This window comes from Brevibacillus laterosporus LMG 15441 (assembly GCF_000219535.2).
Taxonomy (GTDB): domain Bacteria; phylum Bacillota; class Bacilli; order Brevibacillales; family Brevibacillaceae; genus Brevibacillus_B; species Brevibacillus_B halotolerans.
Map to the genome: position 1 here is coordinate 179175 of NZ_CP007806.1, position 11977 is coordinate 191151.

An 11977-nucleotide genomic window follows, 5' to 3' on the forward strand; every position below is an offset into this window, starting at 1 on the left:
ACTTCCAGTGTAGATTTCTCTCTTTATCTTCAAAGAAGAAAGGTTTACAATATTGTTTGGTTACAGCCAAATTCGTGTAAACCTTTCTCTCTATACTTATTATAAAAAAAACCTTTAATCTTTAAGGAGGCACAAATTCTCATGGCAAAAGCTAAATTTGAGCGGAATAAACCCCACGTTAACATCGGTACTATCGGTCACGTTGACCATGGTAAAACAACTCTAACTGCTGCTATCACTACTGTTCTTTCTGTAACTGGTGGAGCAACTGCTATGGACTACGGTAGCATCGACGCTGCTCCTGAAGAGCGCGAGCGTGGTATCACAATCAACACTGCACACGTTGAGTACGAAACTGAAACTCGTCACTATGCACACGTTGACTGCCCAGGCCATGCTGACTATGTTAAAAACATGATCACTGGTGCTGCACAAATGGACGGAGCGATCCTAGTAGTATCTGCTGCTGACGGTCCAATGCCACAAACTCGTGAGCACATCCTTCTTTCTAAACAAGTAGGTGTACCTTACATCGTAGTATTCATGAACAAATGCGACATGGTTGACGATGAAGAGTTGCTAGAACTAGTTGAAATGGAAATCCGTGACCTATTGTCTCAATACGAGTTCCCAGGTGACGACACTCCAGTAATCAAAGGTTCTGCTAAAGAAGCTTTGGATAACCCTAATGGCGATTGGGCTAAGAAAATTCTTGAGTTGATGGAAGCTGTTGATTCTTACATCCCAACTCCAGAACGTGCTACTGACAAACCATTCTTGATGCCTGTAGAGGACGTATTCACAATCACTGGTCGTGGTACAGTTGCTACTGGTCGCGTTGAGCGCGGTGTTATCAAAGTTGGTGACGCTATCGAAATCATCGGTCTTCAAGAAGAAACTCGCAACTCCACTGTAACAGGTGTTGAGATGTTCCGTAAGCTTCTTGATCAAGCTGAAGCTGGGGATAACATTGGTGCTCTTCTACGTGGTGTTGAGCGTAAAGACATCGAGCGTGGACAATGTCTAGCTAAACCAGGTTCCGTTAAACCTTACACTAAATTCAAATGTGAAGTTTACGTTCTATCTAAAGAAGAAGGTGGACGTCATACTCCATTCTTCGCTAACTACCGTCCGCAGTTCTACTTCCGTACAACTGACGTAACAGGTATCGTTCAATTGCCAGAAGGCGTTGAAATGATCATGCCTGGTGACAACACTGAGTTCACTGTTGAACTTATCGCTCCAGTTGCAATGGAACAAGGTACTCGTTTCGCGATTCGCGAAGGTGGCCGTACAGTAGGCGCTGGCGTAGTATCTACTATCGTTGAATAGTATTTACTTGATATAAAAACCCGAGGATATGCTCCTCGGGTTTTTTGTATGCTTTGTAAAAAATTACTTTTCAGCCACCCTATAGTCAAATCATTATCAACCTGTTACAATACCTTTCATATTTTGATTGAGGAGTGGAACAGAAGTGGGCAAGAAAGATTCATACATCTATGTCATATTAACATCTGTAGTATGCTTCTGGGGACTTAATGTAGTGATGATCAAATATCTATCTTTTTTTCCTCCAGTGGTCATTGCAGCGATTCGAATGTTGATTGCCGCAATTGTATTGACGCCAATCCTATTTATTAAGAAAGAAAAATGTAAGATCTCAGTAAAGCAATGGCTGTTTATAGTAGCTATCGGCTCTACATCAATTGCTCTGCATCAGATTCTTTTAGCTTGGGGGCTTCAACATAGTACGGCTGGAAGCTCCTCATTGATTATGGCATTAAATCCTTTAGCCACTACCTTATTAGCCGCTATGTTTTTTGGGGAAAAGCTGGATTTGCGCAAGGGCTTAGGTATTTTACTTGGTTTTACTGGTGTAATTATTGCAGTTACATCAAAAGGGAATGGACAAATCTCCTTTGGATTGGGAGAGATAATTATTTTTGGATCTATGCTGATGTATGTAGTAGGTGGTTTGTTGGTAAGAGGAGCTAAATCTACTGGTTTGCCCGTGTGGGAGCTGACGGCGTATTCTCAGTGGATAGGTGCTATCATGTTAGGGATTTTGAGCGTGGGGATGTATCCTACATATATCTATCAGGAGATGAATATCAGTTGGTTTACCTGGTTTGTCATTTTTTGCTCAGGTGGCATTTCAAGTGGACTCGGATCATTAGGCTGGAATTATGGCATTCAAAAGATAGGGGCTAGTCAAACGTCCATTTTTCTCAATGGCATGCCGATAGCGAGTTTGCTTTTTGCTGCTTTGCTTATTGATGAGCCGTTTACTTATTTGGCTATAATTGCATTACTATGCACGGTTGCGGGAGTTTATCTAGGTTCTACAAAGTCGCGTCCTGTGAAAATTCCACTACCTATCAAAGAAAGAGAAGTTTAAATGAAGCTCCAAGAGTGAAAAACTTATATTATATAGAAGGAACGCCTAGGAAGGCGTTCCTTCTTGTTGATTCCATTGATTAATCATATGGTGCGCTGTCAAAGTAAGTCGTTCAAAAATCTGAGATTTCATCGGTTCCTCTATCTCAGTATGATCTAGAGCTTGTTCCATACAAAGAAGCCAAGCTCCTGCTCGTTTTGGAGTAATTTCAAAAGGCAAGTGACGCGCGCGAAGCATGGGATGTCCATGTTTTTCAGAATAAAGAGAAGGTCCACCAAGAAATTGAGTAAGAAACAAATATTGCTTTGCTTTTACTTCTGTAAGATCGGAAGGAAAAATAGGAATTAAGTCTTCATGCTTGGCAACCAAATCATAGAAGTGATTTACTAGTTTCCTAAGGGTGGGAGCTCCTCCAATTTGGTCATAAAGGCTTCCAGACTTTTCAATCACATGAAGGCTCCTTTCTATTGTATAATAGCAAAAGTCGTAGCTCGCATAAATCTATTATACTTGTTTGATTAGAAATTCATAGGAATTACAAAAAAAACTTGCAATGCCTATATTTCTTTAGTAAAATAGTGAATGTTGGTCATGGACTTGCGATGATGCGGGAGGTTGCTGACACACCCGGCTCCTTTGCCATTGCTGGGGTGCAGGATATTTTCGCGGAGAAATGTCCGTTATAATATGGGCGAAAAAGGAGGGACTACAATGGCAAAACAAAAGATTCGTATCCGATTGAAAGCATATGATCATAAGATTCTAGATCAATCAGCAGAAAAAATCGTAGAAACTGCGAAACGTTCCGGTGCAAATGTATCTGGTCCGATTCCACTTCCTACTGAGAAAGCTGTGTACACAATTCTTCGTGCGGTTCATAAGTATAAAGATTCTCGTGAGCAATTCGAAATGCGTACGCATAAGCGTCTAATTGATATCTTGAATCCAACACCACAAACGGTTGATGCACTAATGCGTTTGGATCTACCATCTGGTGTTGATATTGAGATTAAGCTTTAATCTCTACCTAGAGCGCGACACGCTAGCTAGCGTTGTCTTGATGAGTACGGAAGTTAAAGGATTCACCATATAGCTCCCCTGCTCGTCAGTAGGGACTTGATACAACAAAGGTCATTTTATGAAAATGTTAATGTAGGAGGTGGCACAAATGACCAAAGGAATCTTAGGAAAAAAACTTGGAATGACTCAAGTTTTCGCTGAAAATGGTACAGCAACTGCTGTAACTGTAATCCAAGCAGGTCCTTGCGTGGTTCTTCAAAAGAAGGATCAAGCGACTGATGGATATGAGGCAATTCAGATCGGTTACGACGATAAGAAAGAAAATCGTACGAACAAACCTGAAAAAGGGCATGCAGCTAAAGCTAACACTGCACCTAAGCGCTTCATCCGTGAAATCAACGGAATTAACCTCGCTGATTATGAGGTAGGTCAAGAACTTAAAGCCGATATTTTTGCCGCAGGAGAGTTTGTAGACGTGTCCGGCGAGTCAAAAGGTAAAGGTTTTGCAGGTTCTATCAAACGCCACAACCACGCTCGTGGACCAATGGCTCACGGTTCTCGTTACCATCGTGGACCAGGTTCCATGGGTTCTATCGCAGCTAACCGTGTATTCAAAGGTATGAAATTACCTGGTCAAATGGGTGGCGAAAAAGTAACAATCCAAAATCTTGAGGTTGTTAAAGTTGATACAGACCGTAACTTGATTCTTGTTAAAGGTTCCATACCTGGACCTAAAAACAGCTACGTAGTCGTGCGTACGGCTGTCAAGAAATAAGGAAAGGAGGAACTGACATGCCAAAAGTAGCTCTTTATAACCAAACAGGTGCGCAAGTAGGCGACATCGAATTGGCTGAAGCTGTATTCGGTATCGAACCAAACAACGCTGTACTGTTTGATGCAATCGTTATGCAACAAGCTTCTCAACGCCAAGGTACTCACGATGTTAAAAATCGTTCTGAAGTACGTGGTGGTGGACGCAAACCATGGCGTCAAAAAGGTACTGGTCGTGCACGCCAAGGATCTATTCGCTCTCCTCAATGGAAAGGCGGCGGCGTAGTATTCGGACCTACACCTCGTAAATATGGATATAAGCTAAACCGTAAAGTTCGTCGTTTGGCTCTTAAATCCGCTCTATCTACAAAAGTACAAAACAATGAATTGTTGGTACTAGATGCATTGACTTTGTCTGCTCCTAAAACTAAGGAATTTGCTGGTATTCTTTCTAGCTTGAAAGTTGATCGTAAAGTTCTTATCGTAACAGCAGACTTTGATCAAAACATCGCTCTTTCTTCTCGCAACATCCCAGGTGCTAAGTGCATTGATGCTGCTGGCGTTAACGTTCTTGACCTAGTTGCTCATGATAAAGTAATCGTAACTAAAGAAGCGGTTGCTAAAGTAGAGGAGGTGCTCGCATAATGAAGAGCCTTCATGATGTTATCAAGCGCCCTATCATTACTGAGCGCACCACCGATATGATGGCTGACAAGAAGTACGTTTTCGAAGTACCTATGAAAGCCAACAAAACGGAAATCAAACAAGCTATTGAGAAAGTTTTCGGCGTAAAAGTTGAAGCAGTTAACACAATTCGCGTTGCTGCAAAACCTAAACGCTATGGTAAATATGCTGGATACACTTCTGAGTGGAAAAAAGCAATCGTTAAATTGACTGCTGATAGCAAAGAGCTAGAATTCTACGAAGGTATTTAAGCTCGACGACTTTCTATAAGGAGGGAATAAGGAATGGGTATCAAGAAGTTTAAACCGACTTCTCCGAGTCGTCGCCATATGACGGTTTCTACCTTCGAAGAGATCACAACCTCCACTCCGGAGAAATCTCTTCTACAACCGCTTAACAAAAAAGCTGGACGTAATAACCAAGGTAAGATTACTGTTCGTCATCAAGGTGGCGGCCATAAGCGTAAATATCGTGTTATCGATTTCAAACGTAACAAAGATGGTATCGTAGGTCGCGTAGCTACTATCGAATACGATCCAAACCGTTCTGCAAACATCGCGTTAATTAACTACGTTGATGGTGAAAAGCGTTACATCATCGCTCCACATGGTTTGAAAGTTGGAGATGAGATTGTATCTGGCGCAGATGCAGACATCAAAACAGGTAACTGCTTACCACTTGTAAACATTCCTGTTGGTACAACAATCCACAACATCGAGTTGAAACCAGGTAAAGGTGCTCAGTTGGTTCGTGCAGCTGGTACTTCTGCTCAATTGCTAGGTCGCGATGGCGAATTCGTAATCGTGCGTCTAGGTTCTGGTGAAACTCGCCGTATCCACAACGTATGCCGTGCTACTATCGGTCAAGTTGGTAACTTGGATCATGAGTTGATCAACATCGGTAAAGCTGGTCGTAAACGTTGGTTGGGCGTACGTCCTACTGTTCGCGGTAGCGTAATGAACCCTAACGATCACCCACACGGTGGTGGTGAAGGTCGCGCTCCTATCGGTCGTAAAGCACCAGTTACTCCTTGGGGTAAACCTGCATTGGGTCTTAAGACTCGTAAGAAGAAAAACAAGAACGATAAATACATTATCCGTCGCCGTAAGAAGTAAGATCGGATAATACAATAAACCGAACGCCTTTGGCGAAGGGAGGTTTCTGAACTATGGGTCGTAGCTTGAAGAAAGGTCCTTTCGTGGACGACCACTTGATGAAAAAGGTTGATGCTTTGAACGAGAAAAACGAGAAGAAAGTTGTCAAAACTTGGTCTCGCCGTTCTACTATCTTCCCTGATTTTATCGGTCATACATTCGCTGTATACGATGGTCGTAAACATGTTCCTGTATACGTGACTGAAGATATGGTCGGACACAAATTAGGTGAATTCGCACCTACTCGTACCTTCAGGGGTCACGTCGACAACGACAAAAAATCCAAGAAGCGCTAATTATTCTCTTCATAGAGGGGAGGTACAAACATGGAATCTAAAGCAGTTGCTCGTAATATTCGAATCGCGCCTCGTAAAGTGCGTCTAGTTATCGATCTAATCAGAGGCAAGAAAATTGGAGAAGCTCTAGGTATTTTGAAACACACTCCTAAAGCAGGTTCTCCAGTAGTAGAGAAGCTTTTAAACTCTGCGATTGCTAATGCTGAGCACAACCACAACATGGACGTTGAGAATCTTGTTGTGAGTCAAGTTTTCGTAGATCAAGGTCCTACCTTGAAACGATTCCGCCCACGTGCAATGGGTCGTGCTAGCCGTATTCATAAGCGCACTAGCCACATTACAGTGGTACTAAACGAAAAATAAGGAGGGAAATTGAGTGGGACAAAAGGTAAGTCCGGTCGGTCTGCGAGTTGGCGTAATTCGTGACTGGGAATCCAGATGGTATGCTGATAAGGACTTCGCAACTTTGTTGCATGAAGACCTTCACATTCGTAAATACATCAAAGGTCGTCTTAAAGACGCTGCTGTATCTACAGTTGAAATCGAACGCGCTGCAAACCGCGTAAACGTAACAATTCACACTGCTAAGCCTGGTATGGTTATCGGTAAAGGTGGCTCTGAAGTTGAAACACTTCGTAAAGCTCTTTCCCAACTTACTAGCAAGCGTGTACACATCAATATCAATGAGATCAAGAAACCTGATCTTGACGCTACTCTAGTAGCTGAAAACATTGCTCGTCAATTAGAAAACCGTATTTCTTTCCGTCGTGCACAAAAGCAAACAATCACTCGTTCTTTGCGTGCAGGTGCGAAAGGTATCAAAACACTTGTTAGTGGTCGTCTAGGTGGAGCTGATATCGCTCGTTCTGAAGGTTACAGCGAAGGTACTGTACCTCTTCATACATTGCGTGCTGACATCGACTATGGTACAGCTGAAGCTCACACTACTTATGGCCGCATCGGTGTAAAAGTATGGATCTACCGTGGTGAAGTTCTTCCAACTAAGAAGAACGTTGCACGAGTGGAAGGAGGCAAGTAAACATGTTGATGCCTAAACGCGTGAAGCATCGTAAACAACATCGTCCGAAGTTGTCCGGTAACGCTAAAGGCGGTACAACTGTTGCTTTCGGTGAATATGGCCTCCAAGCTCTTGAACCAGCTTGGGTAACGAATCGTCAAATCGAGGCAGCACGTATTGCGATGACACGTTATATCCGTCGTGGCGGTAAAGTTTGGATTAAAGTTTTCCCAGACAGACCGATTACACAAAAACCTCTAGAAGTCCGCATGGGTTCTGGTAAAGGTTCCGTTGAAAAATGGATTGCTGTAGTTAAACCAGGTAAAGTTATGTTTGAACTTGCTGGTGTATCTGAAGAAGTAGCGCGTGAAGCTATGCGTCTTGCTATGCACAAACTACCTGTTAAGTGTAAGTTTGTTAAGCGCGAAGAAGTGGGTGGTGACGCACATGAAGGCTAATGAATACCGCAATCTAACCACTGCCGAGATCGAACAAAACGTTTCTTCTTTGAAAGAAGAATTGTTCAACCTTCGTTTTCAATTAGCTACTGGCCAATTGGAAAACACGGCTCGTATTAAGCAAGTGCGTAAGGATATCGCATGCGCGAAAACTATCCTACGCCAACGTGAATTAGGAATCGGCTAATATAAGGAAGGAGGTTCCAACGATGACCGCACAACGCAATTTGCGTAGAACGCTGGTAGGTCGTGTAGTATCAGACAAAATGGATAAAACCGTTGTTGTTCTGGTTGAAACCTACAAAAAACATACGTTGTATGGTAAGCGTGTGAAGTACTCTAAAAAGTTCAAAGCACACGATGAAAACAATACAGCTAAAATCGGTGATATCGTAGAAATTATGGAAACTCGTCCGCTTTCTAAGGACAAGAGATTCCGTCTTGTAAAAGTAGTACAAGAAGCTGTCATTGTATAAGATAGCTTACTATATGATAGACTCGGATAAAACATCACATCCGAAGGGAGTGACTCAGAATGATCCAAACTCAATCCAGACTAGCAGTTGCTGACAACTCTGGTGCTAAAGAATTAATGTGCATTAAGGTTCTTGGTGGATCTGGCCGCAAGACTGCTAACGTAGGCGACATTATCGTTTGCTCTGTCAAAGCTGCTACACCCGGAGGAGTTGTCAAGAAAGGTCAAGTAGTTAAGGCTGTTATCGTTCGTACCGTTAGTGGTGTACGTCGTAACGATGGTTCTTACATCCGCTTCGACCAGAATGCAGCGGTAGTTATCAAAGATGATAACTCTCCACGTGGTACACGTATCTTTGGACCGGTTGCTCGTGAGCTTCGTGAAAAAGATTTCATGAAGATCATCTCTCTGGCTCCTGAGGTTATCTAAATTAACGTAACAAATTTGTATTTTGTTCGATAGGAGGTGCACCCAGCGATGCACGTAAAAAAAGGCGATATGGTTATCGTTACTGCGGGCAAAGACAAAGGTAAAAAAGGTCAAGTATTGGCTGCTTTACCTAAAAAAGACCGTGTGTTGGTAGAAGGTATTAATCTTGTGAAGAAGCATGCTCGTCCTTCTCAAGCGAATCCTCAAGGCGGAATCGTAACACAAGAAGCTGCTATCCACGTTTCTAATGTCTCTCTAATTGACCCTAAAACAGGAAAACCTACCCGCGTAGGTTACAAAGTATTAGAGAACGGTAAAAAAGTTCGGGTTGCGAAAAAATCTGGCGAAGTAATCGATAAGTAGTCAGGTCGGAAAGGAGGTTGTCTTAAATGGCAGCAAGATTGAAAGATAAGTACTTGCAGGAAATCGTTCCTAGCTTGATGACTAAGTTTAACTACAAAACTGTCATGCAAGTTCCTAAAGTAGAGAAAATCGTAATCAACATTGGTGTTGGTGAAGCAGTTGCTAACGCAAAAGCTATCGATACAGCCATTGAAGATTTGCAATTAATCGCTGGTCAAAAACCAATTGTTACTCGTGCGAAGAAGTCTATCGCTGGTTTCAAATTGCGTGAAGGTATGCCAATCGGTGCGAAGGTAACACTTCGTGGTGAGCGTATGTACCAATTCCTCGATAAATTGATGAACGTATCTCTACCACGTGTTCGTGACTTCCGTGGTATTTCATCCAAAGCTTTTGACGGTCGTGGAAACTATACTCTTGGTCTTAAAGAGCAATTGATTTTTCCAGAGATCGAATACGATAAAATTGATAAGGTTCGCGGTATGGACATCGTAGTGGTAACATCTGCGAAAACTGACGAAGAAGCTCGTGAACTTCTAACTCAGATGGGTATGCCATTCCGTAAATAAACCCTATCGTAAGGAGGGACAATTGTGGCAAAGAAATCTATGATCGTGAAGCAACAGCGTGATCCAAAGTTTAAAGTTCGTGCGTATACTCGTTGCGAACGTTGCGGTCGTCCGCACTCTGTGCTTCGCAAATTTAAACTGTGCCGTATTTGCTTCCGTGAATTGGCTTACAAAGGCCAAATTCCAGGTGTAAAGAAAGCCAGCTGGTAATATAGACGGGAAGGAGGTTTTTCTCTCATGGTAATGACTGATCCAGTTGCTGATATGCTAACTCGTGTCCGCAATGCGAACATGGTTCGTCACGAGAAAGTTGAAATTCCTGCATCTAACCTGAAGAAGGAAATTGCTCGTATTTTGAAAGAAGAGGGCTTTATCCGTGATGCGGAATTTATTGAAGACAACAAGCAAGGAATCATTCGTTTGTTCCTTAAATACGGGGTTAACAACGAACGTGTAATCACTGGCCTAAAACGTATCAGTAAGCCAGGACACCGTGTTTATGCTAACAACAATGAAATTCCTCGTGTATTAGGCGGACTAGGTGTCGCTTTGATCTCTACTTCCAAAGGTGTTTTGACTGACAAGCAAGCTCGTCAAGCGCATGTTGGTGGAGAAGTACTAGCTTATATTTGGTAATCTTAGATTTACGCACAGGAGGTGCAAGTCATGTCACGTGTCGGTAAAAAACCGATTACGGTTCCTGCAGGCGTTACTTTAACTCTGAACGGTACAGAGTTGACAGTAAAAGGCCCTAAGGGTACTCTCGTTCGTAACTTTCATCCGGACATCAAAATCAACATTTCTGAATCTGAAGTAAACGTTGAACGTCCGTCTGACAATAAACTTCATCGTTCTCTCCATGGTACTACTCGTGCCTTGGTTTCGAACATGGTTGTAGGTGTATCTGAAGGTTTCACTCGTACACTTGAACTAGTAGGTGTAGGTTATCGTGGAGCTAAGTCTGCTAACGGTGTAACTCTTTCTTTAGGTTTCTCTCACCCAGTTGAGGTAACTCCTGAAAAAGGAATCGAATTAGAATTAACTAACCAAACAACACTTGTTGTTAAAGGTATCGATAAAGAGCGTGTAGGCCAAGTGGCTGCTGAAATCCGTTCTCTACGTAAACCTGAGCCTTACAAAGGTAAAGGTATTCGTTACAGCAATGAAGTTGTTCGTCGTAAAGAAGGTAAAAAAGGTAAATAAGCCGCATAGTTTCATCAGAAAGGAGGCCGCTTAATGTTTACGAAAAACGATAAAAACAAAGCACGGAAAAAACGTCAACTGCGTATTCGTAAGCGTGTAATGGGTTCTGCTGCTCGTCCACGTTTGAACGTTTTCCGTTCTTCTAAGCATATCTATGCTCAGTTAATCGATGATGTAGCAGGTACAACTCTTGCAGCTGCATCTTCACTTGATAAAGAGCTTAACTTAAATAACGGTTCTAATACCGAAGCAGCAACTGCTGTTGGTAACTTGATCGCAGCACGCGCTCAAGAAAAAGGTCTCACTGAAATCGTCTTTGACCGTGGTGGTTACTTGTACCATGGACGTGTTAAAGCACTAGCTGATGCAGCACGTGAAGCTGGTCTGCAATTCTAGGAGACAATAAGATACAAGGAGGGAAAAGAATGCGTATCGACGCTAGCAAATTAGAGCTAGAAGAAAGAGTCGTCGCTGTTAACCGCGTAGCGAAAGTGGTTAAGGGTGGTCGTCGCTTCAGCTTTAGCGCACTAGTAGTAGTAGGCGATAAGAACGGCCATGTTGGCTCTGGTATGGGTAAAGCCCAAGAAGTACCAGACGCTATTCGTAAAGCAATTGATGACGCGAAGAAAAACATGATTCGCGTACCTTTAAAAGGAACTACCATCCCTCACGAAGTTTTGTGCCATTTCGGTTCTGGCCGCGTATTGATCAAGCCAGCTTCTGAAGGTACAGGAGTTATCGCGGGTGGCCCAGTTCGTGCGGTACTTGAACTTGCAGGTGTAGGTGACGTGTTGAGTAAATCTTTGGGTTCTAACAACCCAATCAACATGGTTAGCGCTACTCTTGAAGGTCTTAGCCGTCTGAAAACTGCTGAGGACGTAGCTAAACTTCGCGGAAAAACTGTCGCAGAACTTTTAGGATAGAAGGAGGGAAAGGGACATGGCGAAATCATTACAAATCACGCTAAAACGTAGCCTAATCGGTCGTCCGGCTGACCAGAAGGAAACGGTGAAAGCCCTTGGCCTTCGCAAAATCCATCAAACAGTAGAAAAACAAGACAACGTAGCAATGCGTGGTATGATTTTCAAAGTTAAACATCTTGTAGATGTAAAGGAAATCGGAGAATAAGCTACAGA

Annotated in this window: 23 protein-coding genes; 22 read left to right on the forward strand and 1 reads right to left on the reverse strand. The window is 42.8% G+C overall.

Translation table 11 applies throughout. The features are described 5' to 3' along the window. The first annotated feature begins 141 nt into the window (after positions 1 to 141). Both tuf and BRLA_RS00890 read left to right on the forward strand, forming a co-directional pair. Entirely contained in the window at positions 142 to 1332 is a 1191-nt protein-coding gene (tuf, locus tag BRLA_RS00885; RefSeq protein WP_003333799.1) for an elongation factor Tu, read from the forward strand. 145 nt (positions 1333 to 1477) lie between these two features. Next, positions 1478 to 2401: a DMT family transporter gene (locus BRLA_RS00890; protein ID WP_022585118.1), complete on the forward strand. Its 924-nt coding sequence runs from the start codon at positions 1478 to 1480 to the stop codon at positions 2399 to 2401. A 45-nt stretch (positions 2402 to 2446) separates the two neighbouring features. On the opposite strand, the gene BRLA_RS00895 is transcribed toward BRLA_RS00890, so the two are convergent. After that, a complete protein-coding gene (locus BRLA_RS00895; RefSeq protein ID WP_003333797.1) occupies positions 2447 to 2851 on the reverse strand; it encodes a globin domain-containing protein in 405 nt (134 codons plus the stop codon). Between the two features lie 261 nt (positions 2852 to 3112). On the opposite strand from BRLA_RS00895, the gene rpsJ reads away from it, so the two are divergent. The 20 genes from rpsJ (at position 3113) to rpmD (ending at position 11969) form a co-directional block, all read left to right on the forward strand. Further along, entirely contained in the window at positions 3113 to 3421 is a 309-nt protein-coding gene (rpsJ, locus tag BRLA_RS00900; protein WP_003333796.1) for a 30S ribosomal protein S10, read from the forward strand. Positions 3422 to 3569: 148 nt separating this feature from the next. Further along, positions 3570 to 4196, forward strand: coding sequence for a 50S ribosomal protein L3 (gene rplC / locus BRLA_RS00905; RefSeq protein ID WP_003333795.1), 627 nt, complete (start codon positions 3570 to 3572; stop codon positions 4194 to 4196). A 17-nt stretch (positions 4197 to 4213) separates the two neighbouring features. Next, entirely contained in the window at positions 4214 to 4837 is a 624-nt protein-coding gene (gene rplD, locus BRLA_RS00910; RefSeq protein WP_003333794.1) for a 50S ribosomal protein L4, read from the forward strand. After that, a complete protein-coding gene (gene rplW, locus BRLA_RS00915) occupies positions 4837 to 5127 on the forward strand; it encodes a 50S ribosomal protein L23 (RefSeq protein WP_003333793.1) in 291 nt (96 codons plus the stop codon). Before rplD ends, rplW begins: the two co-directional genes overlap by 1 nt. A gap of 33 nt (positions 5128 to 5160) precedes the next feature. Next, positions 5161 to 5991, forward strand: a complete 831-nt coding sequence (rplB, locus tag BRLA_RS00920; RefSeq protein WP_003333792.1) for a 50S ribosomal protein L2 — start codon at positions 5161 to 5163, stop codon at positions 5989 to 5991. 53 nt (positions 5992 to 6044) lie between these two features. Next, on the forward strand, positions 6045 to 6326 hold the full coding sequence (gene rpsS, locus BRLA_RS00925) for a 30S ribosomal protein S19 (RefSeq protein ID WP_003333791.1): 282 nt from the start codon (positions 6045 to 6047) through the stop codon (positions 6324 to 6326). A gap of 30 nt (positions 6327 to 6356) precedes the next feature. Beyond that, entirely contained in the window at positions 6357 to 6689 is a 333-nt protein-coding gene (rplV, locus tag BRLA_RS00930; RefSeq protein WP_003333789.1) for a 50S ribosomal protein L22, read from the forward strand. 13 nt (positions 6690 to 6702) lie between these two features. Further along, positions 6703 to 7365, forward strand: coding sequence for a 30S ribosomal protein S3 (gene rpsC, locus BRLA_RS00935; protein WP_003333788.1), 663 nt, complete (start codon positions 6703 to 6705; stop codon positions 7363 to 7365). Positions 7366 to 7367: 2 nt separating this feature from the next. Continuing rightward, the gene (rplP, locus tag BRLA_RS00940; protein WP_003333787.1) at positions 7368 to 7802 is read left to right on the forward strand and encodes a 50S ribosomal protein L16; all 435 of its coding nucleotides are present in this window, start codon (positions 7368 to 7370) and stop codon (positions 7800 to 7802) included. Further along, positions 7792 to 7989: a 50S ribosomal protein L29 gene (gene rpmC, locus BRLA_RS00945; protein WP_003333786.1), complete on the forward strand. Its 198-nt coding sequence runs from the start codon at positions 7792 to 7794 to the stop codon at positions 7987 to 7989. The genes rplP and rpmC overlap by 11 nt, the downstream gene beginning before the upstream one ends. Before the next feature lie 22 nt (positions 7990 to 8011). Then, positions 8012 to 8278, forward strand: coding sequence for a 30S ribosomal protein S17 (rpsQ, locus tag BRLA_RS00950; RefSeq protein ID WP_003333785.1), 267 nt, complete (start codon positions 8012 to 8014; stop codon positions 8276 to 8278). Between the two features lie 59 nt (positions 8279 to 8337). Further along, entirely contained in the window at positions 8338 to 8706 is a 369-nt protein-coding gene (gene rplN, locus BRLA_RS00955) for a 50S ribosomal protein L14 (protein ID WP_003333784.1), read from the forward strand. 48 nt (positions 8707 to 8754) lie between these two features. After that, positions 8755 to 9069 carry a 50S ribosomal protein L24 gene (gene rplX / locus BRLA_RS00960; RefSeq protein ID WP_003333783.1) on the forward strand — a complete coding sequence of 105 codons (315 nt, stop codon included), beginning with the start codon at positions 8755 to 8757 and terminating at the stop codon, positions 9067 to 9069. Positions 9070 to 9095: 26 nt separating this feature from the next. Further along, entirely contained in the window at positions 9096 to 9638 is a 543-nt protein-coding gene (gene rplE / locus BRLA_RS00965) for a 50S ribosomal protein L5 (RefSeq protein WP_003333782.1), read from the forward strand. A gap of 24 nt (positions 9639 to 9662) precedes the next feature. After that, positions 9663 to 9848 carry a type Z 30S ribosomal protein S14 gene (locus tag BRLA_RS00970; RefSeq protein WP_003333781.1) on the forward strand — a complete coding sequence of 62 codons (186 nt, stop codon included), beginning with the start codon at positions 9663 to 9665 and terminating at the stop codon, positions 9846 to 9848. A 27-nt stretch (positions 9849 to 9875) separates the two neighbouring features. Continuing rightward, positions 9876 to 10274, forward strand: coding sequence for a 30S ribosomal protein S8 (gene rpsH / locus BRLA_RS00975; protein ID WP_003333780.1), 399 nt, complete (start codon positions 9876 to 9878; stop codon positions 10272 to 10274). 30 nt (positions 10275 to 10304) lie between these two features. After that, complete coding sequence (gene rplF, locus BRLA_RS00980) at positions 10305 to 10841, forward strand: 50S ribosomal protein L6 (RefSeq protein WP_003333779.1); 537 nt, start codon at positions 10305 to 10307, stop codon at positions 10839 to 10841. A gap of 33 nt (positions 10842 to 10874) precedes the next feature. After that, entirely contained in the window at positions 10875 to 11237 is a 363-nt protein-coding gene (rplR, locus tag BRLA_RS00985) for a 50S ribosomal protein L18 (protein ID WP_003333778.1), read from the forward strand. Positions 11238 to 11266: 29 nt separating this feature from the next. Then, entirely contained in the window at positions 11267 to 11764 is a 498-nt protein-coding gene (gene rpsE / locus BRLA_RS00990) for a 30S ribosomal protein S5 (RefSeq protein ID WP_003333777.1), read from the forward strand. A gap of 16 nt (positions 11765 to 11780) precedes the next feature. Next, a complete protein-coding gene (gene rpmD, locus BRLA_RS00995; protein ID WP_003345160.1) occupies positions 11781 to 11969 on the forward strand; it encodes a 50S ribosomal protein L30 in 189 nt (62 codons plus the stop codon). Positions 11970 to 11977 lie beyond the last annotated feature (8 nt).

What these genes read in the sequence shown, in the direction of transcription:
- tuf (WP_003333799.1), top strand. Translation starts at nt 142, where the DNA reads ATGGCAAAAGCTAAATTTGAGCGGAATAAACCCCACGTTAACATCGGT.
- rpsJ (WP_003333796.1), top strand. Translation starts at nt 3,113, where the DNA reads ATGGCAAAACAAAAGATTCGTATCCGATTGAAAGCATATGATCATAAG.
- rplC (WP_003333795.1), top strand. Translation starts at nt 3,570, where the DNA reads ATGACCAAAGGAATCTTAGGAAAAAAACTTGGAATGACTCAAGTTTTC.
- rplD (WP_003333794.1), top strand. Translation starts at nt 4,214, where the DNA reads ATGCCAAAAGTAGCTCTTTATAACCAAACAGGTGCGCAAGTAGGCGAC.
- rplW (WP_003333793.1), top strand. Translation starts at nt 4,837, where the DNA reads ATGAAGAGCCTTCATGATGTTATCAAGCGCCCTATCATTACTGAGCGC.
- rplB (WP_003333792.1), top strand. Translation starts at nt 5,161, where the DNA reads ATGGGTATCAAGAAGTTTAAACCGACTTCTCCGAGTCGTCGCCATATG.
- rpsS (WP_003333791.1), top strand. Translation starts at nt 6,045, where the DNA reads ATGGGTCGTAGCTTGAAGAAAGGTCCTTTCGTGGACGACCACTTGATG.
- rplV (WP_003333789.1), top strand. Translation starts at nt 6,357, where the DNA reads ATGGAATCTAAAGCAGTTGCTCGTAATATTCGAATCGCGCCTCGTAAA.
- rplP (WP_003333787.1), top strand. Translation starts at nt 7,368, where the DNA reads ATGTTGATGCCTAAACGCGTGAAGCATCGTAAACAACATCGTCCGAAG.
- rpmC (WP_003333786.1), top strand. Translation starts at nt 7,792, where the DNA reads ATGAAGGCTAATGAATACCGCAATCTAACCACTGCCGAGATCGAACAA.
- rpsQ (WP_003333785.1), top strand. Translation starts at nt 8,012, where the DNA reads ATGACCGCACAACGCAATTTGCGTAGAACGCTGGTAGGTCGTGTAGTA.
- rplN (WP_003333784.1), top strand. Translation starts at nt 8,338, where the DNA reads ATGATCCAAACTCAATCCAGACTAGCAGTTGCTGACAACTCTGGTGCT.
- rplX (WP_003333783.1), top strand. Translation starts at nt 8,755, where the DNA reads ATGCACGTAAAAAAAGGCGATATGGTTATCGTTACTGCGGGCAAAGAC.
- rplE (WP_003333782.1), top strand. Translation starts at nt 9,096, where the DNA reads ATGGCAGCAAGATTGAAAGATAAGTACTTGCAGGAAATCGTTCCTAGC.
- rpsH (WP_003333780.1), top strand. Translation starts at nt 9,876, where the DNA reads ATGGTAATGACTGATCCAGTTGCTGATATGCTAACTCGTGTCCGCAAT.
- rplF (WP_003333779.1), top strand. Translation starts at nt 10,305, where the DNA reads ATGTCACGTGTCGGTAAAAAACCGATTACGGTTCCTGCAGGCGTTACT.
- rplR (WP_003333778.1), top strand. Translation starts at nt 10,875, where the DNA reads ATGTTTACGAAAAACGATAAAAACAAAGCACGGAAAAAACGTCAACTG.
- rpsE (WP_003333777.1), top strand. Translation starts at nt 11,267, where the DNA reads ATGCGTATCGACGCTAGCAAATTAGAGCTAGAAGAAAGAGTCGTCGCT.
- rpmD (WP_003345160.1), top strand. Translation starts at nt 11,781, where the DNA reads ATGGCGAAATCATTACAAATCACGCTAAAACGTAGCCTAATCGGTCGT.